The sequence below is a fragment of the Pseudomonas siliginis genome (assembly GCF_024072275.1).
In the GTDB taxonomy this organism is placed as follows: Bacteria; Pseudomonadota; Gammaproteobacteria; order Pseudomonadales; family Pseudomonadaceae; genus Aquipseudomonas; species Aquipseudomonas siliginis.
Map to the genome: position 1 here is coordinate 3542767 of NZ_CP099598.1, position 23141 is coordinate 3565907.

Genomic DNA, 23141 nt, shown 5'->3' on the forward strand with positions numbered 1-23141 from the left:
TGCTGGTGCCGGACTCAATGCGCCCGATCCAGCCCCGCCAGCAATGCGCTGTCGTGGCTGTAGATGTCCGGCGCATAACGCACCTGGCCGCTGCTGTCGACTTGCGCCGTCCAGTAGGTCATCAGGATCGGCACCGGCGCCGACAGGCGAAATTCATGGGTGGTGCCGGTTGCCAGCAAAGTCTCGGTGCGAGCTTTTTCCGCCGGGGACAGCAGCAGATCGCGCAGTTGCAGCGGGTGCTCGACCCGCACACAACCGGAACTGAACGCCCGTGGGCCTTTGTCGAATAGCGCCTTGCTCGGCGTGTCGTGCAGGTACACCGAAAACGGGTTGGGGAAACGGATGACCATCTGCCCCAGCGGATTGCGCGGGCCGGCGTCCTGGCGCAGGAGGATGTTGCCGGGGTTGTCCCAGTCGATATCCGCCGCCGCCAGAGGCTGGCCGTTGGCGTCGAGCACTTGCAGATTCTGGCGGCTGAGGAAGGTCTGGTCCTTGCGGATTTCCGGCAGCTTGTCTTCCTTCCAGATAGTCGGCGGCACCGTCCAGGTCGGGTTCAGCGTCAGGCGGGTGACGCGGGATTTGAGCAGCGGCGTCTGGCGTTCGGCGCGGCCGACCTGGGTGCGGGTCTGCCATACCGGCTGACCGCCCTGATACAGCGTCAGCTCAGCGGCGGCCACGTTGACCACCAGGCCACTGGGCTCCATGTCCTGGGCCATCCAGCGGAAACGTTCGAGATTGACGCGCAACTGATCGCGGCGGGTCAGCGGGCTGATGTTCAGCTCGGCAATGGTGCCCGGCCCGACCACGCCGTCAGCCTGCAACGAATGGCTGGCCTGAAAGTGTTTCACTGCCTCCACCAGCACGTCATCGTAGGCGTTGTCCGGCGTCACCAGTGCATGTGCGAGATAGCCTTCGCTGTACAAGCGTCGGGCCAGTTCCGGAACGCGCGGGTCTTCCATCGCCGGACGCAGCAACGGGCCGTTGCCCACCGGCTGCCATTGCGGCAAGGCTTGCAAGCGTTGCGCGGCATACAGCTGACGCAGGCTCTGATATTGCGGCAGATGCGGACGCGCCAGGTTGAACGCCGCAGCGATATCGTTCATGCCCGGCACGGCAATGCTGAGCAATTGCGCCTGACGATCGGTCGGCGGGCCGTCGACACGCCACAGCGGTTCGAAATGCGATTGCAACAGACGGCCGTAATGCAGATCCTGCAAGGCCTGCAGATAGTTGCGGCTGATGTCGATGTCGGCACACAACTCGCCATCCTGCGGCGGTGTCGTCGCGACCGCATAGCGATTCGGATTTAGCCCGTCGTCGGCCAACAGCTGCAATTGCGCGCGCAATGCCGGCAAGCGTGCGGACTCACTTGCCCACACCGGCATCCAGTCCTGCTGCTCATAAAACGCCTGCAACTGGCTCAACGCCGGGCCATTGAGGCGCGGTGCAATGGCCGGGCACGACTGCGCCAGGCTGATCAAAACTGCCTGCAACGGGCTGCGCGGCTCGACCGGCAATTGCGTTTCAGGCGTCGGCAGGGTTTCGAGCGGGGGCAGCGGCTCATCGGCGCAAGCGACAAACGGCGCAGCGAGCAAACAAATGCTCAAGTAGCATGCGTACTTTTTGAACAACTGCTTTACTCCAATCCATGGCCGTCCAGATGACGGTCAACCTTACATCAGGTGCGCTGAACAGTCAGGCTCGAACCGCGAGCCTGCGGGTATTGACTGGGAGTCAGGAGCCAAAGTGCCGTTTATGTAGCAAGTTGAGGACACTTTATAAAATGTTGACGTTTTTGCGCCGACTTCTGTTGAGCACCGCGACCCTTGTCGCCGTGACCAGCCCAGTATTTGCCGCCGGCAAGCCATCGCCGGTTCTCTACAACAGCCTCGCCCACGCCGCGCCGGAACTCAATCCCCAAGCGCTCAAAGGTGCATTGAACGCCATGCAATGCGCGGTCAACAACGGCGCGAAACCCTCGCGGCATCTGGCGATCATCGATTACTCGCAACCGTCCACCGAACGCCGTCTGTGGATCTTCGATCTGAGCAAAAAGAAGCTGGTGCTGCGTGATCTGGTTGCCCACGGTTCCAACTCCGGGGAAAACTTCGCCACGCAGTTTTCCAATCGCGAAGGCAGTTATCAGTCCAGCCTTGGCCTGTTCCGCACTCAGGAAAGCTACGAAGGTACTCACGGCTATTCGCTGCGCATGGACGGCCTGGAGCCCGGTTTCAATGATCTGGCCCGTGATCGCGCGATCGTGATTCATGCTGCCAGTTACGTGAACCCGCTGTGGAGCAAGCGTCAGGGGCGTATCGGCCGCAGTCAGGGTTGCCCCGCCGTGCGGCCGCAGATCGCCAAACAGGTGATCGATCGCCTGAAGAACGGCCAGTTCATGTTTTCCTGGTATCCGGATCAACGCTGGTTGCAGAAGTCACCGTATCTGAACTGCCAGCCGCAGCAGGTGGCGAGCATTCTCAACACCCACGCCAGTTAACGCGCGTCGCCTCCGGCGGGTTTGTAGAACAGGAACCTGCCGGTCTGCGCCGTGTTGCGATAGGCCTTGGCCCAGCTCGGGTGCACGCCGCGATCATGAAAATACAGGGCACCGCGCGTGCGGTCCTTGAGCTGACGGTTCAACGCCTTGCCGGCAATTTCCTTGGCCAGCGCGTATTCGGCGTCTTCCTTGACCTGATCGGGCCTGCCGTCGCACCACCACGAAAACTGGCAGTTGCCGCTTTCCGAACCTTGCTTGACCACCGCGCATACCGTGTCGGGAAAGCCGTCGTGGCCGAGGCGATTCATCACCACACTGGCGACGGCTTCCATTTCCGGGGTGTCCTTGCCCTTGGCTTCCCAGTAAATACTGCGCGCCAGACAGGTCAGCGGATCGTCTAGCGGCGCGGCGCCGGCCGGGTCCACCGCCTGCGCTTCGGTCGGGGTGATCGCCTCGGATTTCGGCGCCGGGGCAGCGCTGACTTTATCCGCCGCTTTCTCTTCAAGCACCTCGGCTTTCTGTTCGGCCTTGGCCTCGATCGGCGCCTGCGACCCGGCCCATGCTGCGCCGGTCAAAAAGATCCACAACAAACCGCCCGCCAAGCCTTTCGATCCCATGTCGATTCTTCCGTCAGCGCCCGTCCGGGGCAAGATGTTACGTCGGTGAGACGCCCGGTTTGCGGGGTCTTCGCAGAGTGTAGCGAGCAAATGCACGGGCACACCAGCGCAGAAAAAAATCCGCCGCAAAGAAAAACACATTCACTCACCGGGGGCCTTTCGCGCATCATGGGCGCATTCAGCTCAAGGGAGATTTCCATGCGCTTCATGCCGTCCGTTTTGCGTTATGCCGCATTGTCGCTGGGCGTGGTGTTCGCCGCCTCGGCGCTGGCCGCCGATGAACTGCAATTGATCGAGTCGATCAACAGCTATCGCAGCCAGCCCCAGCGTTGCGGCACGCAGGCGTCAAACGAGTTGCCACCGCTGTCGGCCGATCCACGGCTGCGCCTGCCGGCCAGCGGCGCGGTTGATCTGCAGCAGGCCATGACCAGCGCCCACTACCCGATGGTCAACGTGCAGGCGATCACCCTCAACGGCCCCCGCGATGCGGCGTCAGCAATGAAGGCGATTCAGGAAAGCTTCTGTCAGGTGGTGCTCGATCCGCAGTTTGTCGATATCGGTGTCAACCGCGTTGACCGCGACTGGCGCATCGTCCTCGCGCGGCCGTTGCTGACGGCGAAACTCGGCGATGCACAAAGCGAAGGGCAAAAGCTGCTGGCGCAACTCAATACCGCGCGCAGCCAGGCGCGCCAGTGCGGCGGCCAGTCCTTCGCGGCGGCAGCACCGCTGGCGTGGAACGCCACGCTGGGCACGGTCGCTCAGGACCACAGCCGCGACATGGCCAACAACAATTACCTCGACCACAAGGACCGCGACGGCCGCACGCCGGGCGACCGCGCCGAACTGTCCGGTTACAGCGGACAACTGGTCGGTGAAAACATCGCCGCCGGGCAAGACACCGTCGGCAAGGTCGTTGACGGCTGGCTCGCCAGCCCAGGCCATTGCGCCAATCTGATGAATCCGCAATATCAGGAACTGGGCGCCGCTTACGCGACCGATCCGAAAAGCAACGCCGGCATTTACTGGACGGCAATGTTTGGCGCACCGTAAGGCATCATCGACGCCGTCAATCACTCGGTCAGCCAGAGTGATTGGACGGCGTGGCGAGCGCAGCCTACCCTGCGCGATCTGCGCCCGCTGACGGCGTTCCACATCCACGAGGCGAGCCCATGACACAGCGTGAATTGATCGATGGTCACAACCGCCGCGTGGATTATCTGCGCCTGTCGGTCACCGACCGCTGCGATTTTCGCTGCGTCTATTGCATGGCCGAGGACATGCAGTTCCTGCCGCGCCAGCAGATCCTCACCCTCGAAGAGCTGTTCCAGGTGGCGCAAAGCTTCGTCGCCCTCGGCACGCGCAAGATCCGCCTCACGGGTGGCGAGCCGCTGATCCGCCCCGGCGTTGTGCAACTCTGCGAACAGATCGCCGCCCTGCCCGGCCTGCGCGAGCTGTGCCTGACCACCAACGGCTCGCAATTGGGCCGACTGGCCAGGCCGCTGTTCGACGCCGGGGTCAAACGCCTCAACATCAGCCTCGACAGCCTCGATCCGCAGCGCTTCAAAGAGCTGACCCGTACCGGCGATCTGGCGCAGGTCATCGACGGCATCGATGCCGCCCGTGCCGCCGGTTTCACCCGCACCAAACTCAATTGCGTGGTGATGCAGGGCCGCAACGATCACGAGATCAACGATCTGGTCAGTTTCGCCATCGAGCGTGATCTGGATATTTCCTTCATCGAAGAGATGCCGCTGGGCGCGATCGCCGAACACAGCCGCGCCGAATCCTTCTACTCCAGCGCGCAAGTGCGCGAACGCATCGCCGAACGCTTCACCCTGATCGACTCGACCGAATCGACGCAAGGGCCGTCGCGCTACTGGCGCGTGGCCGAGGCGCCGAACATTCGTCTGGGCTTCATTTCGCCGCACAGCCACAACTTCTGCGGTACGTGCAACCGCGTGCGCCTGACCGTCGAAGGTCGCTTGCTGCTGTGTCTGGGCAACGAGCATTCGATGGACCTCAAAGCGGTGTTGCGCGCCCATCCCGGCCACCCGGAACGCCTGGAAAACGCGATCATCGAGGCGATGAAACTCAAGCCGTATCGACACAATTTCGAAGTCAACGACGACGTGCAAGTGGTGCGTTTCATGAACATGACCGGCGGCTGATTCGCCGCGCAACCGGGACCGCGAGATGATCGTCAGACCGAGACCCAATCAGTTCGCCGTGCTGTTCACCCTTAGAGGCTCGATCGCCAAACGCATCGCCGTGCGCACCTTGATGCTGACACTGCTGGCGGCGGCGATTGTGCTGATCGAACTTCTGGTGCCGAGCTACTTCGCCCAGATCAATTCGACGCCGTTCACCCTGCTCGGCCTGTCGCTGTCGATTTTCCTGAGCTTTCGCAACAACGCTTGTTACGACCGTTGGTACGAGGGGCGCAAGGCCTGGGGCGAGGTGCTGTTGCGGGTGCGCGCGGTGATGCGCGAAACCCAAGGCCTCGATGACACCCGCCTGCGTGGGCAACTGTTGCGCAACCTGTGCGGTTTCGCCCACGCGTTGAATGCGCGGTTGCGTGGAGACAGTGAGGAGCAGGCCAGTGCCGACTGGGTCAGCCCACCGATCGATGGGGCTGCGCCGGATCACTGCGGACAGATCCTTCATCAGCTCGGGCGCCAGTGTTCCGAGCTGGAAACGGCCGGTGTGCTGTCGCCATGGCGTTATCAATTGCTGGCCAATCACCTGACCTGTCTGAGCCAGGCCCAAGCGGTGTGCGACCGGATCAAGAACACACCACTGCCCTTCCCTTACACCCTGCTGCTGCACCGCACCATCTACCTGTTCTGCCTGCTGCTGCCGTTCGCCATGGCGCAATCGCTGGGTTGGTTGACGCCGCTGTTCACGGCAATTGTCAGCTACACCTTTTTCGGCTTCGACGCGATTGCCGATGAACTCGAAGACCCGTTCGGGCGCGATGAAAACGATCTGCCGACCGATGCACTGGTGCGCACCCTGGAGCGCGATGTGCTGTACGAACTGGGCGTCTCGCCATTGCCCCCCGCGCCGGAGCCGGACGACTACGTGCTGCGCTGAATGGCTCAGCGGCAAACGACGAGATGGCCCGGCGCGTCCGCTCGGGACCGAGGTGCGGCCATTCGCGAGCAGGCTCGCTCCCACAGTTGAAATGCATTCTCCTGTGGGAGCGAGCCTGCTCGCGAAAAAGGCAACTCGGTCAATCAGACCAAACGCCGGAAAGCGCCACCGACGAATCTTCCGTTTACACGCGCGCGAATTCCCCCTTACTATCCGGGCACACCGGTCGCCGGGCCTGCCCTGCCGCCGACGCTTTCCGCCAACGGAAACACGCGTTATGAGTACGTCACCACAACAACCCCAAAGGTTGTACGTCTCTGCTGTACGCGCCCACTGCAACAGGGGCCGCGTATGAACCGCATCGTCAATCTGCCCATGGCCCTGCGCCGCTCCAAGCTGCGTCACTCCGCACGCCCGCCGGATATCGCCGCTCCCGTCTGATCGCGTGAGCTGAAACCGCGACAGTCAATTTCCCGATTTTCCTGATATCCCTGCCGGGACACTTACGCCTTTTTGTCGCGTCGTGTCCGGCCGAATCTGCGCGCCTGTGCGGCGCCATCGTGAGTGATTTGCCATGAAATTCGCAGCCATCGAAGACGCACGCCTGTTCCTCGAACAGAACCCCGATATCGACATGATCGAATTGTTCATCCTCGACGCCAACGGCGTGCCGCGCGGCAAGCTGTTGCACCGCGAAGAACTGCTCGCCGTATACGAAAGCGGTCGACCGCTGCCGAGCACCATCCTTGGCCTGACCGTACAAGGCGAGGACGTCGAGAACTCCGGACTGGTCTGGGACGTCGGCGACATCGACTGCCGCGCCTATCCGCTGCAAGGCAGTCTGGTGCGCCTGCCGTGGCGACAGATTCCAACCGCTGCGGTGCAGGTCAGCATGCACCCGAGCGAGGGCATGCCGGCGAGCATCGCTGACCCTCGGCACCTGCTGATCAAGGTGATCGACGGGCTCAAGGCCGAGGGCTATCACCCGATCATGGCCTGCGAGCTGGAGTTCTATCTGCTCGACGCCAAACGCGACCACAACGGCCGCCCGCAACCGGCGCTGGACGCTGACGGCGGACGACCGCGACACACGCAAGTCTACGGTTTGCGCGAGCTGGAGCAGATCGAGCCATTCCTCGCCGACCTCTACAGCGCGTGCAAACTGCACGGTATTCCGGCGCGCACGGCGATCTCCGAATACGCCCCGGGGCAAGTGGAAATCACCCTCGAACACGGCGATGCGCTGGAGGCGATGGATCAGGCGGTGCGCTACAAACGTCTGGTCAAAGGCGTGGCGCACAAGCACGGCATGCAGGCGACGTTCATGGCCAAGCCGTTCGATGATCTGGCCGGCACCGGCATGCACATGCACGTCAGCCTGGCCGATGCCGAGGGGCGTAATTTGTTCGCTTCTGAAGACCCGGCCGGCACACCACTGTTGCGCACGGCGATTGGCGGCATGCTCGCCTCGCTGCTCGATTCGCTGCTGCTGTTCTGCCCCAACGCCAACTCCTACCGGCGTTTCCAGGCCAACAGCTATGCGCCACTGGCGCCGACCTGGGGCGTCGACAACCGCACGGTCAGCCTGCGCGTACCCGGTGGCCCGGCCCCTACGCGACACATCGAACACCGCATCTGCGGCGCCGACGCCAACCCGTATCTGGCAGCGGCGGCGATCCTCGCCGGCATTCATCGTGGCATTCGTGAAGAGCTGGATCCGGGGGCACCGGTCGAGGGCAATGGTTATGCCCAGGCGAAAGAACTGCTGCCGACCGATTGGCTGACGTCGTTGCAGGCGCTGGAAAATTCCACGTGGGCACGGGAGGCATTGGGGCAGGAATTCCTTGGGGTGTATCTGGCGGTAAAGCGTGCCGAGTATCGGCAGTTCATGGCTGAAGTGGGTGAGCAGGATTGGCGGTGGTATCTGACCGAGGCTTAAAGATCCAACACCGAACCTGTGGGAGCGAGCCTGCTCGCGAAGGCGTCATCACATTCAACATTTTGGGTGACTGACACACCGCTTTCGCGAGCAGGCTCGCTCCCACAGGGAATGCACTTCGAACCTGAATTTTTTGTGGACCCTGACATGACCATTCGCTGCAATTCCTATTACACCGCCACACTCAACCACGACACCGACTACCCGACCGTGCAAGGCCGGCACAAGGTCGATGTGGTGATCATCGGCGGCGGTTTCACTGGCGTCGCCACTGCCGTCGAGCTGGCGGAAAAAGGCCTGAAAGTCGCCATCGTCGAAAGCCACAAGATCGGCTGGGGCGCCACCGGGCGCAATGGCGGGCAAGTCACCGGCAGCCTTTCCGGCGACGGCGCGATGCGCAAACAGATGCGCGCGAAACTTGGCGATGATGTGGACGATTTCATCTGGCATCTGCGCTGGCGCGGGCATGAAATCATCCGCCAGCGCGTCGACAAATACGCGATCCAGTGCGACCTCAAACACGGCCACTTGCACGCGGCGTACAAGCCGAGCCACATGGTCGATCTGCGCAAGGATTACGACGAAGCCGTGCGTCGCGGATTGGGCGATGAAGTGAGCCTGCTCGACCGCAGCCAGGTTCGCGACCTGCTGCAAAGCGAGCTCTACCACGGCGCCATCAAGAACACCCGCAACATGCACCTGCACCCGCTCAACCTGTGCATTGGCGAAGCACGCGCAGCCGAAAGCCTGGGCGCGCAGATCTTCGAAAACAGTGAAGTGCTGGAGATCATTCACGGCGACACACCTGGCGTGCGCACCGCTCACGGTCAGATCGACGCCAATCAGGTGATGCTCGCCGGTGACGTCTATCACAAGCTCGAACCGGGTCAGCTCAAGGGCAAGATCTTCCCGGCCATGGGCGGCATCGTCACCACCGCGCCGCTCGGTGATCTGGCGCAACAGATCAACCCCGAAGACCTCGCCGTGTACGACTGCCGCTTCGTCCTCGATTACTACCGGCTCACCGCCGACGGCCGTTTGCTGTTCGGCGGCGGCGCCAACTACAGCGGCAAGGATTCGCGCGACATCGCTGCGGAACTGCGCCCGTGTATCGAACGCACGTTCCCGGCGCTAAAAGGCGTGCCGATCGATTACCAGTGGAGCTGCGCGATGGGCATCGTCATCAACCGCATCCCGCAACTGGGCAAGCTCTCGGACAACGTCTGGTATTGCCAGGGCTACTCGGGACATGGCATCGCCACCACGCACATCATGGGCGAGATCATGAGCCGCGCGATCACCGGGCAAATGGAGCAATTCGACACCTTCGCCGCGTGCCAGCACATCCGCGTGCCAATGGGCGACCTGCTGGGCAATCCGTTGCTGGCGGCGGGGATGTGGTATTACCAGATGCTTGAGCGGTTGCGCTGAATTCACTGGCCCTATCGCGAGCAGGCTCGCTCCCACATTGGATTTGTGCACGACACAACACCCTGTGGGAGCGAGCCTGCTCGCGAAGAGGCCCTCAAACCCCACACAAAATTCAATCCGGCAACTGCTCCACCACAATCCCCAACCGCCGATAATCCTCGACATTCCCCGACCCGGGATGCCGCTCGGTAATCAACCTATGCAGGCGCGTGCACGGCGCGACCACAAACGGCTCCACCGCACCCAGCTTGTCTGCCGTAGTCACTGCAATCACCCGCGCTGCACTGTCTAGCATCGCCTGTTTGATCGGCACTTCATCGAAATGCAGCGAGGTAATCCCGACCTCGGGATGAATCGCACACACCCCGGTAATCGCCAGATCCGCCTTGATTCCGGCCAACAGTCGCAGCGCTTCCTGACCACTGGCCGACATCGAATGCGGATTCAATTCACCACCCGCCAGAATCACTTTCACACCTTTATATTCGGACAAGGCAATCGCCGTCAGTGGGGAAGCGGTCACGGCGGTGATGCGGATGTTGGCGGGTAGCGCGCGCGCCACCTGCAAGGTGGTCGAGCCGGAATCGAACAGCACAATCTGCCCGTCCTCGATGTGCTGCGCCGCCAATTGCGCCAGGCGCACCTTGACCTCGTCGGTCTCATCCAGACGCGTGAAGTAATCCTTGCCCGAGTCCTTCGGTCGCGGCAACGCCCCGCCATGCACGCGCTGCACCAGCCCGGCGTTGTCCAGTTCGGCAAGGTCGCGGCGGATAGTATCTTCGGACACCGCGAAATGCTGGCTCAGCTCGGAAGCCATGACCTTGCCGTCACGTTCGAGAAGCAAAAGGATTTTCTGCCGACGCAGGGACGGCAATTCAGCGATGGAGTGATCGTGCATGGTTGTGCCTGTTTGTGCTTGTAGTTGCAGGTTTCAGCGACACTAGCGAAAGTCTCGGGCAAATACAAACGCAGCGGCTATCAATGCTTTCGATCATTGGAATCAACACGGCGAATTTTTTCTTTGCGTTGCGCCTGTTCACAATGGCCCCACTCTCAAAAGCTCAGGATGAACAGCCCATGAATCTCAATTTCGCCTTCGCCTGCATGATCGTCGTGTCGTTCGCGATTGCCTTGGGCCACGCCTGACCTGCACCAACAACGCCGGGGCAAAATGCAGCAGCACCATCCGGCTCAGATGATGCGTCAGGATAAACACCACATTCAGCCCGCCGCCAAACGCGACAATCGCAATCGTCTCGATCGCGCCCGGCATGTACGCCAGCCAAAGGGACAGCGGATCACCGCCCAGCCAGCGCGCAGCCACCTCGGCAAACACCGCTGCAACGACGATCATCAAACCCACCGAGACCAACGCCGTGCGCCCATGCCGCGCCAGCTCTGCGATGCCGAGTCCCTGAAAACGTGAGCCGATGCGCACGCCGAGAATCAGTGCGGCCAGGTTCAGGCTCCACTCCGGCATGTGAAAACCGTGCAGCCATCCCGACTTCACAAATACAGCGGTTATGAGAATCGCGGTAAGCATGAATGGTGCCGGGACGCCGACCAGCAACAACAGGCGGCCGAGCAATACGCTCAAAGCGATGACTGAGCACGCGGTCAGCGCCATGCCTGTGGTCAACGGATCGCTGGCCACTTCAGCCACCGCTGCTTGCCCGGGAATGAGCAAACTCACCAGTACGGTGATCAACAGCAGCCGCATCAGATGCACGATGATGACTTTGCTCGAAGCCTTTTCCGACTCAAGCAAATCGAACACTGCGGCCAATGCGCCGGGATACACCGCCAGCAGTGCATTGGTGCGATTCCATCCGGCACCGCGTGTCAGCCACCATCCGGCGAGTGCAATTTGTACGGTCAGGCAGATCAGCAACACGCCAAGGCTGGGCAGCATCGTCGTCGCCGTTTCGCTGTCCCATGCTTCGAACATCAGCCCGGTGGCGATGCCCAGCGTGACCTGGATGTAGCCCAAGCCATAAGGAGTTGCCGGGGCGATGCCGGTTTTGCTGGCAAACAACGCGGTAACGACAATCGAGCCCAGCAGCAAGCCGTGGGGTACGCCTTCAAACTGCAACAACGCGCCAAAACCAGCCGCAATCAACAAGCACACAATGGATTTCATGGTTCGCCTTCCTGGCTATTTATCTGACACACCACCATTCCACTTGTGGGAGCGAGCCTGCTCGCGAAAGCGTCCTGCCAGTCACAGATAAATAACTGATCTATCGCCTTCGCGAGCAGGCTCGCTCCCACAAGAATCCAATACGTCTTACATACGCAAGCGTGCAATCGCCCGCCGATATTTCTCGATCCGCTCCAGATCCTCCCAACTCGGCGAGGCGATCCGCGAGATATCGCTGTTCTCTTCCAGATCCGCCAGCTTCACCACCCGGCCGATCGGGTTTTGCGCGGCGCGGTCGACAAAATCCTCGTAGGACTCACCGGACACTTTGGTCACCGCCGCAATCGCCGCCAGCACCTCTTCGCTGAATCCTTCCCCGCGCAAATCATCCAGACTCACCCCACAATCCTCGACCACATCGTGCAGCACAGCGACGATCCGTTCTTCCAGCGTGTGCATGCGCAACATGACTTTCAGCGGATGCAGAATGTACGGCGCCCCGCCCTTGTCCACCTGCCCGGTGTGGGCCGTGGCGGCAATGGCAATAGCGCGTTCGAGGGTTTGGGCCATGGGAATCGAATCCTGCGCTGAATGTTTCTGATTGTTGCGCAGTGTACGCGAAGATCGCTCGGCGCAAACCGATTGAACCTTGCCCGCCCTCGCCGCCTCGAAACCAGACAAGCGCCAAATCACCGATCAGACGCGGCGCCATTGGAGAGGAATTGCCGATGAAAACCCGACTGCTGCTCCTGATCGCCACGTTCGCCATCATCCCCACCTGCGTCATGGCCGAAGGCTGCGACGTCCAGACCCGCTCCTCCAGCGCCGCAGTGCCCGCCGTGGAAACCCATAGCTGTTACGAATACGAAGGCATGCCGGTGGACTCCATCAACTGGTCATGCAGCAACGAAACCAAGGACACCCTCAACGCCACCAAGAAGAAAGTCCAACGCTGCGACGACCACTACCAAGCCACCTGCAACGCTCGCCTCACCCAGGAATCCCTCGCCAACCCGCACTCGACCAGCAAAGACAAAAGCGCCAAACCGCTGAACATGCCCGACAACGCCAAAGTCACCACGTATTACTACAACGGTGAGCACTTGGCGCAGGCGAAGATTGATTGCGAAAACAGTGGCGGGAACTGGAAGGCTAAATAGTCTCGGTTATCGAGGATTGCCTGACAGAGAGCCCGGCTTGATGCCGGGCTTGCTGCATCTGCAAACAGCTTCAACCTTCACCTGCACCGCTGCTCGTGCCGCTGTCGTTCGATTGCTTCGAACCACTGGGCTTGGAACCCGAAGGTGTAGAGCCGTCATTGTTGGTGGTGTTGCCCTGCGTGCCTTTGGGCACGGTGGCGCCATTGGAATGAATGTCTTCCGGCGCACTCGGATTGGTTTGGCTATTGCCGTCGTTAGCGGTGGGTGCCGGGGTATCGCTGGCGGCTGTTGCATAGAGCGAAGTGGCGGATAACAGCGTGGCCAAGGTGAATGCTGCGAGACTGGATTTATGCATGTCGGCGGTTCCTCTGCGGGGGTGAGTTATGCATTGGAAGCGCGTGCGCGGGGAAAATGCGGAAGGGGTGACGAATGGCAGGAACAAACAACCCGACACCCCCTAAAAGATGCCGGGTCAACAAACAATATGCGTTATCCGATCAGAAATTCGCCGGCGTATTCGCACTGATAATCTCAGCCTCATCCGCGCCGATATTGCGAAACTTATGCGGCAACGTCGTCGGAAAGTAATACCCGTCCCCCGCACTCAGCACACTCACCTGCCCGTCCACGGTCAATTCCACCGTGCCGCGCGTGACCAAGCCGCACTCTTCGCCTTCGGCATGCACGATCGGCTCTTCGCCGGAGCTGGCGCCGGGGGCATATTGTTCGCGGAGCAGGCGCATCTGCCGACTAGGGACGGAGGCGCCGATGAGCAGCAGGCGCAGGCCGTGGCGGCCGAGGTCGGGTTGTTCGTTGGCGCGGAACACGTATTGGTGTTCGCGCGGGGGCTGGTCGAAGGTGAAGAAGTCGGCCAGGGACATCGGTATGCCTTCGAGCAGCTTTTTCAGCGAGCTGACGGAGGGGCTGACGCGGTTCTGTTCGATCAGCGAGATGGTCGCGTTGGTCACGCCGCTACGCCGGGCGAGCTCGCGCTGGGAGAGTTTGTAGCTTTCGCGTACTAGTTTGAGTCGAGAACCCGTATCCATGACAGCCTTATGTTGAGGTACTTAAGGGTAATGGGGGTGGGTGGCGGGTGACGCGCAGGTCGCGCGGATCACGTTGCTCCCGTGTCCCGGAACAGTGAAAGGCGGCTATTAAATCACGTTTGCCGGTGTTGCTCAGCAGGTTCGATGGATGGTGCGGCAAAAGTCCTGTTGGCCTTGGCAATACAGCCACTGTGGGAGCGAGCCTGCTCGCGAAAGCGTAGTGTCTGGCGAATCGATGTCGCCTGATATGGCCTCTTCGCGAGCAGGCTCGCTCCCACAGTGGACATCAGTGGTTTTGCATAAGTGAAAAACCGGCGAGGTCTTTCGGACCGCCGCCGGGAGGTAAGTCAGACGCCGAAGCGGTCGCGCAGGGAGTAGTAGACCGCGCCCAGAGCGGTAAGCGGTGCGGAGAAGGTGCGGCCGCCGAGCATTGGCATGTGCGGCAGTGAGGCGAAGGCGTTGAAGCGTTCGGCGTCGCCGCGGATCATTTCCGAGATCAGTTTGCCGGCCAGGTGCGAGCAGGTGACGCCGTGGCCGCTGTAGCCCTGCATGTAGTAGGCGTTCTTTTCGATGCGGCCGAATTGCGGCATGCGCGACATGGTCAGCAGGAAGTTGCCGGTCCAGCGGTAGTCGATCTTCACGTCCTTGAGCTGCGGAAAGGTCTTGAGGATCTTCGGCCGGATCAGCTGCTCGATATCGTCCGGCTCCCGCGCGCCGTAGACCACACCACCACCGTAAAGCAGGCGGTTGTCAGCGGTGAGGCGGTAGTAATCCAGCAGATAGTTGCAGTCCTCGACGCAGTAATTATTGGTGATCAGGCTGCGCGCCTGCTGCTCGGTCAGCGGTTCGGTGACGACGATCTGCGAACCACACGGCATGCTTTTCGCGGTGACGCGATTGTCGAGGCCTTGCGGCAGATAAGCGTTGCCGGCGATCAGCAAATATTTGGCGCGGACCAGACCTTTGGCAGTGCGCACGGTGATCGGCTCGCCGTAGGTGATTTCCACCGCCGCCGATTGCTCGTAGATCTTGCCGCCCAAACGCACGATGGCAGCGGCCTCCCCTAGCGCCAGATTCAATGGATGAACGTGGCCACCCTGCATGTCCAGCAAGCCGCCAACGTAGGCGTCGGAGCCGACTTCGCGACGAATATCCGCTGCATCGAGCATCTTCAGATTGCGGTTGCCGTAGCGTTCCCAGTTGCGCTTCTGCTCTGCCAGGCCATTGAGTTGTTTCTTGTTCATCGCCGCGAAGATGCCGCCCGGGCGATAGTCGCACTTGATGTCGTAATCCTTGATGCGCGAACGAATGATATCGGCGCCTTCAAAGATCATGCTGCCGAGGATTTCGGCAGTCTTGTCGCCGTAACGCTCTTCGATGACATCGACGTCGCGGCTATAGGAATTGACCAGTTGCCCGCCATTGCGACCGCTGGCGCCGTAGCCGACTTTCGCCGCTTCCAGCACGGTGACTTTGTAGCCGGCTTCGCTGAGGAACAGTGCCGAGGACAGGCCTGTGTAGCCGGCGCCGATGATGCAGACGTCGCAGTCCAGCGCTTCTTCGAGAATCGGGAAGTCGATGACTTCGTTGCGAGTGGCGGCGTAGTAGCTGTTTACGTGTTGCTGTTTCATAGGTTTCTCCGAAGGCCGCCAACCAGGGGCGGCCGCCGCTGTATAAGAGTCAGAGCTTGATCCAGGTCGCTTTCAGTTCGGTGTACTTGTCGAACGCGTGCAGCGATTTGTCGCGGCCGTTGCCCGATTGTTTGAAGCCACCGAATGGCGCAGTCATGTCGCCGCCGTCGTACTGGTTGACCCAGACGCTGCCGGCGCGCAGGCCGCGGGCGAAGGTGTGCGCCTTGCTCAGGTTGCTGGTCCACACCCCGGCGGCGAGGCCGAAGATGCTGTCGTTGGCGATCTGCAGGGCTTCTTCGGCAGTGTCGAAGGTGATCAGCGACAGCACCGGGCCGAAGATTTCTTCTTGGGCGATAGTCATCGCATTGGTCACGCCGTCGAAAATCGCTGGCTGCACGTAGAGGCCGCCGGTTTCTTCGAGGGTGCGTTGGCCGCCGGCAATCAACTCGGCGCCCTGCTCGCGGCCGATGCTGATGTAGCGCAGCACGTTGTCCAGTTGACGCTGGTCGACCACGGCGCCGACGGTGGTCGCCGGATCAAGCGCGTGCCCCGGTTTCCACGCTTGCAGCGCTTCCACCAGCAGCGGAATGAACTGCTCGCGAATCGAGCGCTCGACCAGCAGACGCGAGCCGGCAGTGCAGACTTCGCCCTGGTTGAAGGCGATGGCACTGGCTGCTGCCTGGGCTGCCGCGCGCAGGTCCGGTGCGTCGGCGAACACCACGTTCGGGCTCTTGCCGCCGGCCTCGAGCCAGACGCGTTTCATGTTGCTCTGGCCGGCATAGATCATCAGCTGCTTGGCGATCGCCGTGGAGCCGGTGAAGGCCAGCACGTCGACGTCCATGTGCAACGCCAGCGCCTTGCCGACGGTGTGGCCGTAGCCCGGCAGCACGTTGAACACGCCCTTCGGAATACCCGCCTCCAGCGCCAGTTGCGCGATGCGGATAGCGGTCAGCGGTGATTTTTCCGAAGGCTTGAGGATGAACGAATTACCCGCCGCCAGCGCCGGGGCGAACTTCCAGCTGGCCATGATCAGCGGAAAATTCCATGGCACGATGGCGGCGACCACACCCGAGGGCTCACGGGTGACGAGGCCAAGTTGGTCGTGCGGCGTGGCGGCGACTTCGTCGTAGATCTTGTCGATGGCCTCGGCGCTCCAGCGGATCGCGTTGGCGGTCGCCGGGATGTCGATGCTCATCGAATCGCTGATCGGTTTGCCCATGTCGAGGGTTTCCAGCAGTGCCAGTTCTTCCTGGTGTTGCAGGATCAGATCGGCGAAGCGGATCAGGACGCGCTTGCGCTCGGCCGGGGCTTTTTTCGCCCAGATGCCGGAGTTGAACGACTGGCGCGCGGCTTCTACGGCGAGGTTGGCGTCGGCTTCATCGGTGCTGGCGACGGCGGCAAGAAAGCGGCCGTCGACCGGGCTCAGGCATTCGAAGGTGTCGCCACTGATTGCCGGGCGATATTCACCGTTAATGAAGGCGCGGGATTCGATGGACAGAGACTGGAAGCGTTGTTCCCAGTCGTTGCGGGTTGTGGTCATTGTTTTGAGCTCGACAAGGGGGAATTTGGGGGTTGGTCTGGTTGCTTTGTCTGGCCGGGAATCGCTGCCCTCACCCTAGCCCTCTCCCAGAGGGAGAGGGGACCGATCGGGGGATGCCTGGTAACTGCGCCGACCTGAAAAATCTTTGCCGAATCCATCATCGACTGGATCGTTCAGGTCGCCGGATATCTCCAGACGACGCGGTCAGTCCCCTCTCCCTCCGGGAGAGGGTTAGGGTGAGGGGCTTTTGATCTTCAGACCGTATGCAGATACCAGTTGTACTCAAGGTCAGAAATCGAGTTCTCGAACTCGGCCAGCTCGCTTTCCTTGCACGCGACGAATACGTCGATGTACATCGGGTCGATGTAGCGCGCCATGACTTCGCTGTCGTCGAGTTCGCGCAAGGCGTCGCGCAGGTTGTTCGGCAGGCTCTGCTCGTTCTGCTCGTAGCTATTACCTTCGACCGGGGCGCCTGGCTCGATCTGGTTGGTAAGCCCGTGGTGGATACCGGCCAGCACCGACGCCATCAGCAGGTACGGGTTGGCATCGGCACCGGCGACGCGGTGCTCGATGCGCACGGCGTCCGCTGAACCGGTCGGCACGCGCACGGCCACGGTGCGGTTGTCGATGCCCCAGCTCGGCGAGTTCGGCACATAGAATTGCGCGCCGAAGCGGCGATAGGAGTTGACGTTCGGGCAGAGGAACGCCATTTGCGCCGGCAGGGTCTCGAGCACACCGCCGATCGCGTGACGCAGTGCGGCGTTCTGCTCGGGATCCTCGCTGGCGAAGATGTTGTTGCCTTCTTTGTCCAGAATCGAAATGTGCACGTGCAAACCATTGCCGGCCTGGCCCGGATAAGGCTTGGCCATGAAGGTCGTGTCCATCTCGTGGTCGTAGGCGATGTTCTTCACCAGACGCTTGAGCAGGACCGCGTAATCGCACGCCTTGATCGGGTCGGAGACGTGATGCAGGTTGACTTCGAACTGCGCCGGGGCGCTCTCCTTGACGATGGCATCCGCCGGGATGCCCTGCTCTTTCGCGCCTTCGAGGATGTCTTGCAGGCAATCGACGTATTCGTCGAGATCGTCGATCAGGTAAACCTGGGTCGACACCGGACGCTTACCGGATACCGGTGAACGTGGCGATTGCGGACGGCCATTCACGTTGTCCTGGTCGATCAGGTAGAACTCGAGTTCGAACGCCGCGCAGATGGTCAGGCCGAGGTCGTCGAATTTGCGCACCACGTTGGCCAGCACTTCACGCGGGTCGGCGAAGAACGGCTGACCTTCGATCTCGTGCATGGTCATCAGCAGTTGTGCGGTCGGGCGTTTTTGCCACGGCTCGATGCTCAGGGTGCCGGGGATCGGGTAGCAGATGCGATCGGCATCGCCGATATCCAGGCCCAGGCCGGTGCTTTCCACCGTCGAGCCGTTGATGTCCAGCGCGAACAGCGACGCCGGCAGGTTGATGCCTTTTTCGTACACCTTATGAAGACTGGTGCGTTCGATGCGCTTGCCGCGCACCACACCGTTCATATCCGCAATCAGAAGGTCGACGTACAAAACCTCAGGATATTTCTTAAGGAATGCGTTGGCTTCGTTGAGTTGAACGGTACGCAGAGGGACCGACATGATGCACCTATTTAGCTGTTAATTATTATGTTCACCACTGTGTTGCGCAGCCAGTCAATCCGAAAGGCAAAGTGAAGTCAATAGCGAACACCCTGCCCTGCAGCCTTTATTTTTCGGGCTTTTCTTAACACTCTCGTGCCATATCCGCCGGCAAACCCCGGTAAACCTGAGTGATTTGATGAATGGCGTTTAGAATTTTTTACATGGCAGTTGTTAATTAAAATCAACGAGGCTAAGCTCCGGAAAAGCTCGTTCAAGTGACAGACTTCGAGGTGAATAAAAATGGCATTCAAGCCATTGATCGGCGTTACTGCGTGCGTCAAACAGATTGGCCTGCACCCCTATCACATCAGCGGTGACAAGTACGTACGTGCTGTCAGCGTTGGCGCTCAAGGGTTGCCGGTGGTCATTCCTTCCCTCGGCAACCTGACTGAAATCGATGACCTGCTCGGTCAGCTCGACGGTCTGTTGCTCACCGGCTCTCCCTCGAACGTGGAGCCCTTCCACTATCAAGGCCCGGCCAGCGCCCCCGGCACGGATCATGATCCGGCCCGCGACGCCACCACCCTTCCTTTATTGCGTGCAGCCATCGCGGCGGGCGTTCCGGTGCTCGGCATCTGCCGTGGCTTCCAGGAAATGAACGTGGCCTTCGGCGGCAGCCTGCATCAAAAGGTGCACGAGCTGCCCGGCATGCTCGACCACCGTGAAGCCGACAGCCCGGATGTGGCCGTGCAATACGCACCAGCCCATGCGGTCAGCGTGATCGCTGGCGGCGTGTTCGAAGCGCTGGAGCTGCCCGACGAATTTCAGGTCAATTCGATTCACAGCCAGGGCATCGACCGCCTCGCTCCCGGCCTGCGTGCTGAAGCCGTGGCACCGGACGGTTTGATCGAAGCGATCTCGGTCGAGCACAGCCTGACCTTCGCCCTCGGCGTGCAATGGCATCCGGAATGGCAGGTGCTGGACAACCCGAGCTACCTGAAGATTTTCCAGGCGTTCGGCGCAGCGTGCCGGCAACGGGCGGCGAAGCGCAGTCAGCGCTGACGCAATCCCAGACTCGATAACGATTTACTGCCCCCACGGCTGGCGGGTGTGCGTTTGCACATCTGCCAGTCGTGAACCGCAACACCCGTGATAACAACAAGTACGACCCAGGCAGCCAGGACGGCGGCGCCGAACAAGCCGGATCGGTACGGACAAAGGCCACTCAGGTCAACGCATATCCCCTGTGGGAGCGAGCCTGCTCGCGAAAGCGGTGTATCAGCAAACGATGATGTCGACTGACACTCCGTATTCGCGAGCAGGCTCGCTCCCACAGGTTCTGTGGGAGCTGACAGGCATTCCGGACCGTTCCGCAATCCACTTAAGCCCGGCCACATTGGCCAGGCACACGACACCTGTTGGGAGTTTCACATGGCAAACGCCTCCAGCACTTACCGCAAGGCACTCGAAGGTCATCAGCAACCGAAAAAGGTGTTGGTGAAAGTCGATCGTGTCACCAAGAAGTTCGACGAAACCGTGGCCGTGGACGATGTGTCCCTGGAGATCCATCAGGGCGAAATCTTCGCGCTGCTGGGCGGTTCCGGTTCGGGCAAATCGACGCTGCTGCGCATGCTCGCCGGTTTCGAGCGGCCGACCGAGGGGCGGATTCTGCTCGATGGCGTGGACATCACCGACATGCCGCCGTACGAGCGGCCGATCAACATGATGTTCCAGTCCTACGCACTGTTCCCGCACATGACCGTGGCGCAGAACATCGCCTTCGGCCTCAAACAGGATCGTTTGCCGGCCAGCGAAATCGATGCCCGCGTCGAAGAAATGCTGCGGCTGGTGCACATGACCCAATACGCCAAGCGCCGCCCGCACCAGTTGTCCGGCGGCCAGCGTCAGCGCGTGGCCCTCGCCCGCTCGTTGGCCAAACGGCCGAAACTGTTGCTGCTCGACGAGCCGATGGGCGCGCTGGATAAAAAGCTGCGTTCGCAGATGCAACTGGAGCTGGTGGAGATCATCGAGCGCGTCGGCGTGACCTGCGTCATGGTCACCCACGACCAGGAAGAAGCCATGACCATGGCCCAGCGCATTGCGATCATGCACTTGGGCTGGATCGCGCAGATCGGCAGCCCGGTGGACATTTATGAAGCGCCGGTCAGCCGCATGGTCTGCGAATTCATAGGTAACGTGAACGCTTTCGACGGCACCGTGGTGGAAGATCTGGAAGGCCACGCGATCATTCACAGCCCCGACTTGCAGCAGAAGATCTATGTCGGTCACGGCGTCAGCACGTCGGTGCAGGACAAATCGATCACCTACGCCATCCGCCCGGAGAAAATGCTCGTCAGCACCACCCAACCGGAGTTCCGCTACAACTGGTCCGAAGGCAAGGTCCACGACATCGCCTACCTCGGCGGCCATTCGGTGTTCTACGTCGAGCTGCCCGGCGGCAAGATCGTTCAGTCGTTCATGGCCAATGCCGAGCGGCGTGGCGCGCGGCCGACCTGGGACGACAAGGTCTACGTCTGGTGGGAAGACGACAGCGGCGTGGTGCTGCGCTCATGAGAACTTTCAATCAGCAATTCTTGCGCCTGGTGCCCAGCGGACGAAAACTGGTGATCGGCATTCCGTTCATCTGGCTGTTCCTGTTCTTCATGCTGCCGTTCTTTCTGGTAATGAAGATCAGCTTCTCGGAAGCCGCGCTGTCGATCCCGCCGTACTCGGAGATCTACACCTTCGCCGAACAGAAATTCCAGCTGCTGCTGAACATCGGCAACTACACCCTGCTCGGCGAAGACGAGCTGTACCTGTCGGCGTACCTCGGCTCGCTGAAAGTCGCGGCATTGAGCACGCTGATGTGCCTGGTGATCGGTTTCCCGATGGCGTACGCGATCACCAAGACCGGCAAGGAAACGCAAAATGTCCTGCTGCTGTTGATCATGATGCCGACCTGGACGGCGATCCTGATCCGCGTGTATGCGTGGATGGGCATCCTCAGCAACAACGGTCTGCTCAACGGGTTTCTGATGTGGACCGGGCTCACCGACCACCCGATCGAGATCCTCAACACCAACACTGCCGTCTATATCGGTGTGGTTTACGCCTATCTGCCCTTCATGGTTCTGCCGCTCTACGCCAACCTCGTCAAGCACGACAACAGCCTGCTGGAAGCCGCGCAGGATCTGGGTTCGAGTAACTTCAACAACTTCTGGAAGATCACCGTGCCGCTGGCCAAGAACGGCATCATTGCCGGCTGCATGCTGGTGTTCATTCCGGTGGTCGGCGAGTTCGTGATTCCGGAACTGCTGGGTGGCCCGGAGACGCTGATGATCGGTCGCGTGCTGTGGCAGGAGTTCTTCAATAACCGCGACTGGCCGGTGGCTTCCGCGCTGGCGGTGGTGATGCTGTTGATCCTGATTGTGCCGATTCTGCTGTTCAACCGCAGCCAGGCCAAAGAGATGGAGGCACGGGGATGAAACGCTTCAACTTTTCCAAATTCATGCTGATCTTCGGCTTGATGTTCATTTATCTGCCGATGCTGATTCTGGTGATCTACTCGTTCAACGCCTCGAAACTGGTGACGGTGTGGGGTGGCTGGTCAGTGAAGTGGTATGTCGGCCTGCTCGACAACACGCAACTGATGGGCTCGGTGCTGCGCTCGCTGGAGATCGCCTGCTACACCGCGATTGCCGCTGTGGCACTGGGGACGCTGGCGGCGTTCGTGCTGACGCGGGTGACGCGCTTCAAGGGCCGCACGCTGTTTGGTGGCCTGGTGACCGCGCCGTTGGTGATGCCGGAAGTGATCACCGGTCTGTCGCTGTTGCTGCTGTTCGTGGCGATGGCGCAACTGATCGGCTGGCCGCAGGAGCGCGGCATCGTCACCATCTGGATCGCCCACACCACGTTTTGTGCAGCCTATGTCGCGGTGGTAGTCTCCGCGCGCCTTCGCGAGCTGGATCTGTCGATCGAAGAAGCGGCGATGGATCTCGGCGCCAAACCATTCAAAGTGTTTTTCCTGATCACCATTCCCATGATCGCGCCGTCGCTGGCCGCCGGCGGAATGATGTCGTTTGCCTTGTCGCTGGACGATCTGGTGCTGGCGAGTTTCGTTTCCGGGCCGGGCTCGACGACGCTGCCGATGGAAGTGTTCTCGGCGGTGCGCCTGGGCGTGAAGCCTGAGATCAACGCCGTCGCCAGCCTGATTCTGCTGGCGGTATCGCTGGTGACTTTCCTGGTCTGGTACTTCGGCCGCAAGGCCGAAGCCAACCGCAAACGGGCGATTCAGGAAGCGATGGATCAGACCGCAAACGAGTCGTGGCAACAGCCGGCAACGGCGACTGCCTGAGCAACACCGATGAACGACTGTGGCGAGGGGATTTATCCCCGTTGGGCTGCGAAGCGGCCCCTGCAGTTCTACCTGAAGAC

At 61.0% G+C, this 23141-nt stretch carries 21 protein-coding genes; 11 read left to right on the forward strand and 10 right to left on the reverse strand.

What is annotated here, in order from left to right; genetic code table 11:
* Window positions 1–14: 14 nt before the first annotated feature.
* Window positions 15–1631 carry a L,D-transpeptidase family protein gene (locus tag NF676_RS16250; protein ID WP_252886387.1) on the reverse strand — a complete coding sequence of 539 codons (1617 nt, stop codon included), beginning with the start codon at window positions 1629–1631 and terminating at the stop codon, window positions 15–17.
* A 152-nt stretch (window positions 1632–1783) separates the two neighbouring features.
* Here NF676_RS16250 and NF676_RS16255 point away from each other — a divergent pair, with 152 nt between their 5' ends.
* Window positions 1784–2497 carry a murein L,D-transpeptidase catalytic domain family protein gene (locus tag NF676_RS16255; protein WP_016775166.1) on the forward strand — a complete coding sequence of 238 codons (714 nt, stop codon included), beginning with the start codon at window positions 1784–1786 and terminating at the stop codon, window positions 2495–2497.
* Here NF676_RS16255 and NF676_RS16260 read toward each other — a convergent pair.
* Window positions 2494–3114, reverse strand: a complete 621-nt coding sequence (locus NF676_RS16260; protein ID WP_252886388.1) for a cell wall hydrolase — start codon at window positions 3112–3114, stop codon at window positions 2494–2496. The two genes, NF676_RS16255 and NF676_RS16260, sit on opposite strands and share 4 nt — an antisense overlap.
* A gap of 198 nt (window positions 3115–3312) precedes the next feature.
* Between NF676_RS16260 and NF676_RS16265 the strand changes: the two genes are divergently transcribed.
* The 5 genes from NF676_RS16265 (at window position 3313) to NF676_RS16285 (ending at window position 9577) form a co-directional block, all read left to right on the forward strand.
* On the forward strand, window positions 3313–4164 hold the full coding sequence (locus tag NF676_RS16265) for a CAP domain-containing protein (RefSeq protein ID WP_252886389.1): 852 nt from the start codon (window positions 3313–3315) through the stop codon (window positions 4162–4164).
* A gap of 119 nt (window positions 4165–4283) precedes the next feature.
* Entirely contained in the window at window positions 4284–5282 is a 999-nt protein-coding gene (gene moaA, locus NF676_RS16270) for a GTP 3',8-cyclase MoaA (protein WP_041480911.1), read from the forward strand.
* Window positions 5283–5307: 25 nt separating this feature from the next.
* Window positions 5308–6207, forward strand: coding sequence for a bestrophin family protein (locus NF676_RS16275; RefSeq protein ID WP_150741085.1), 900 nt, complete (start codon window positions 5308–5310; stop codon window positions 6205–6207).
* A 574-nt stretch (window positions 6208–6781) separates the two neighbouring features.
* Window positions 6782–8146: a glutamine synthetase family protein gene (locus NF676_RS16280; RefSeq protein ID WP_252886390.1), complete on the forward strand. Its 1365-nt coding sequence runs from the start codon at window positions 6782–6784 to the stop codon at window positions 8144–8146.
* 147 nt (window positions 8147–8293) lie between these two features.
* Entirely contained in the window at window positions 8294–9577 is a 1284-nt protein-coding gene (locus NF676_RS16285) for an NAD(P)/FAD-dependent oxidoreductase (RefSeq protein WP_252886391.1), read from the forward strand.
* A gap of 112 nt (window positions 9578–9689) precedes the next feature.
* On the opposite strand, the gene NF676_RS16290 is transcribed toward NF676_RS16285, so the two are convergent.
* The 3 genes from NF676_RS16290 to NF676_RS16300 all read right to left on the reverse strand — a co-directional run bounded on the left by NF676_RS16290 (window position 9690) and on the right by NF676_RS16300 (window position 12287).
* A complete protein-coding gene (locus NF676_RS16290) occupies window positions 9690–10475 on the reverse strand; it encodes a DeoR/GlpR family DNA-binding transcription regulator (protein ID WP_252867820.1) in 786 nt (261 codons plus the stop codon).
* A 186-nt stretch (window positions 10476–10661) separates the two neighbouring features.
* Window positions 10662–11717 (reverse strand): AbrB family transcriptional regulator, encoded by a 1056-nt coding sequence (locus tag NF676_RS16295; RefSeq protein ID WP_252867821.1) that lies wholly within the window; start codon window positions 11715–11717, stop codon window positions 10662–10664.
* A gap of 147 nt (window positions 11718–11864) precedes the next feature.
* Window positions 11865–12287, reverse strand: a complete 423-nt coding sequence (locus tag NF676_RS16300) for an HD domain-containing protein (protein WP_236168622.1) — start codon at window positions 12285–12287, stop codon at window positions 11865–11867.
* A gap of 158 nt (window positions 12288–12445) precedes the next feature.
* Here NF676_RS16300 and NF676_RS16305 point away from each other — a divergent pair, with 158 nt between their 5' ends.
* A complete protein-coding gene (locus NF676_RS16305) occupies window positions 12446–12877 on the forward strand; it encodes a hypothetical protein (RefSeq protein WP_252886392.1) in 432 nt (143 codons plus the stop codon).
* Between the two features lie 70 nt (window positions 12878–12947).
* Here the strand turns inward: NF676_RS16305 and NF676_RS16310 are convergent, their stop codons facing one another.
* The 5 genes from NF676_RS16310 to NF676_RS16330 form a co-directional block, all read right to left on the reverse strand.
* Window positions 12948–13232 carry a hypothetical protein gene (locus NF676_RS16310; protein WP_217849279.1) on the reverse strand — a complete coding sequence of 95 codons (285 nt, stop codon included), beginning with the start codon at window positions 13230–13232 and terminating at the stop codon, window positions 12948–12950.
* 142 nt (window positions 13233–13374) lie between these two features.
* On the reverse strand, window positions 13375–13923 hold the full coding sequence (locus NF676_RS16315; protein WP_011333561.1) for a cupin domain-containing protein: 549 nt from the start codon (window positions 13921–13923) through the stop codon (window positions 13375–13377).
* A gap of 347 nt (window positions 13924–14270) precedes the next feature.
* The gene (locus NF676_RS16320; RefSeq protein ID WP_024013330.1) at window positions 14271–15554 is read right to left on the reverse strand and encodes an NAD(P)/FAD-dependent oxidoreductase; all 1284 of its coding nucleotides are present in this window, start codon (window positions 15552–15554) and stop codon (window positions 14271–14273) included.
* A gap of 49 nt (window positions 15555–15603) precedes the next feature.
* Entirely contained in the window at window positions 15604–17094 is a 1491-nt protein-coding gene (locus NF676_RS16325; protein ID WP_041480929.1) for an aldehyde dehydrogenase, read from the reverse strand.
* 254 nt (window positions 17095–17348) lie between these two features.
* Window positions 17349–18725 carry a glutamine synthetase family protein gene (locus NF676_RS16330; RefSeq protein ID WP_007918694.1) on the reverse strand — a complete coding sequence of 459 codons (1377 nt, stop codon included), beginning with the start codon at window positions 18723–18725 and terminating at the stop codon, window positions 17349–17351.
* Window positions 18726–19007: 282 nt separating this feature from the next.
* On the opposite strand from NF676_RS16330, the gene NF676_RS16335 reads away from it, so the two are divergent.
* From NF676_RS16335 to NF676_RS16350, 4 genes are all read left to right on the forward strand, one after another.
* Window positions 19008–19769, forward strand: coding sequence for a gamma-glutamyl-gamma-aminobutyrate hydrolase family protein (locus NF676_RS16335; RefSeq protein ID WP_236168618.1), 762 nt, complete (start codon window positions 19008–19010; stop codon window positions 19767–19769).
* A 369-nt stretch (window positions 19770–20138) separates the two neighbouring features.
* Window positions 20139–21281: an ABC transporter ATP-binding protein gene (locus tag NF676_RS16340; protein ID WP_039763289.1), complete on the forward strand. Its 1143-nt coding sequence runs from the start codon at window positions 20139–20141 to the stop codon at window positions 21279–21281.
* On the forward strand, window positions 21278–22192 hold the full coding sequence (locus NF676_RS16345) for an ABC transporter permease subunit (protein ID WP_024013334.1): 915 nt from the start codon (window positions 21278–21280) through the stop codon (window positions 22190–22192). The genes NF676_RS16340 and NF676_RS16345 overlap by 4 nt, the downstream gene beginning before the upstream one ends.
* On the forward strand, window positions 22189–23061 hold the full coding sequence (locus NF676_RS16350) for an ABC transporter permease subunit (protein ID WP_056789082.1): 873 nt from the start codon (window positions 22189–22191) through the stop codon (window positions 23059–23061). The genes NF676_RS16345 and NF676_RS16350 overlap by 4 nt, the downstream gene beginning before the upstream one ends.
* Window positions 23062–23141: the final 80 nt, after the last annotated feature.

Coding starts and splice junctions, on each gene's coding strand:
- NF676_RS16255 (WP_016775166.1), top strand. CDS start 1,784: ATGTTGACGTTTTTGCGCCGACTTCTGTTGAGCACCGCGACCCTTGTC.
- NF676_RS16260 (WP_252886388.1), bottom strand. CDS start 3,114: ATGGGATCGAAAGGCTTGGCGGGCGGTTTGTTGTGGATCTTTTTGACC.
- NF676_RS16265 (WP_252886389.1), top strand. CDS start 3,313: ATGCGCTTCATGCCGTCCGTTTTGCGTTATGCCGCATTGTCGCTGGGC.
- moaA (WP_041480911.1), top strand. CDS start 4,284: ATGACACAGCGTGAATTGATCGATGGTCACAACCGCCGCGTGGATTAT.
- NF676_RS16275 (WP_150741085.1), top strand. CDS start 5,308: ATGATCGTCAGACCGAGACCCAATCAGTTCGCCGTGCTGTTCACCCTT.
- NF676_RS16280 (WP_252886390.1), top strand. CDS start 6,782: ATGAAATTCGCAGCCATCGAAGACGCACGCCTGTTCCTCGAACAGAAC.
- NF676_RS16285 (WP_252886391.1), top strand. CDS start 8,294: ATGACCATTCGCTGCAATTCCTATTACACCGCCACACTCAACCACGAC.
- NF676_RS16290 (WP_252867820.1), bottom strand. CDS start 10,475: ATGCACGATCACTCCATCGCTGAATTGCCGTCCCTGCGTCGGCAGAAA.
- NF676_RS16295 (WP_252867821.1), bottom strand. CDS start 11,717: ATGAAATCCATTGTGTGCTTGTTGATTGCGGCTGGTTTTGGCGCGTTG.
- NF676_RS16300 (WP_236168622.1), bottom strand. CDS start 12,287: ATGGCCCAAACCCTCGAACGCGCTATTGCCATTGCCGCCACGGCCCAC.
- NF676_RS16305 (WP_252886392.1), top strand. CDS start 12,446: ATGAAAACCCGACTGCTGCTCCTGATCGCCACGTTCGCCATCATCCCC.
- NF676_RS16310 (WP_217849279.1), bottom strand. CDS start 13,232: ATGCATAAATCCAGTCTCGCAGCATTCACCTTGGCCACGCTGTTATCC.
- NF676_RS16315 (WP_011333561.1), bottom strand. CDS start 13,923: ATGGATACGGGTTCTCGACTCAAACTAGTACGCGAAAGCTACAAACTC.
- NF676_RS16320 (WP_024013330.1), bottom strand. CDS start 15,554: ATGAAACAGCAACACGTAAACAGCTACTACGCCGCCACTCGCAACGAA.
- NF676_RS16325 (WP_041480929.1), bottom strand. CDS start 17,094: ATGACCACAACCCGCAACGACTGGGAACAACGCTTCCAGTCTCTGTCC.
- NF676_RS16330 (WP_007918694.1), bottom strand. CDS start 18,725: ATGTCGGTCCCTCTGCGTACCGTTCAACTCAACGAAGCCAACGCATTC.
- NF676_RS16335 (WP_236168618.1), top strand. CDS start 19,008: ATGGCATTCAAGCCATTGATCGGCGTTACTGCGTGCGTCAAACAGATT.
- NF676_RS16340 (WP_039763289.1), top strand. CDS start 20,139: ATGGCAAACGCCTCCAGCACTTACCGCAAGGCACTCGAAGGTCATCAG.
- NF676_RS16345 (WP_024013334.1), top strand. CDS start 21,278: ATGAGAACTTTCAATCAGCAATTCTTGCGCCTGGTGCCCAGCGGACGA.
- NF676_RS16350 (WP_056789082.1), top strand. CDS start 22,189: ATGAAACGCTTCAACTTTTCCAAATTCATGCTGATCTTCGGCTTGATG.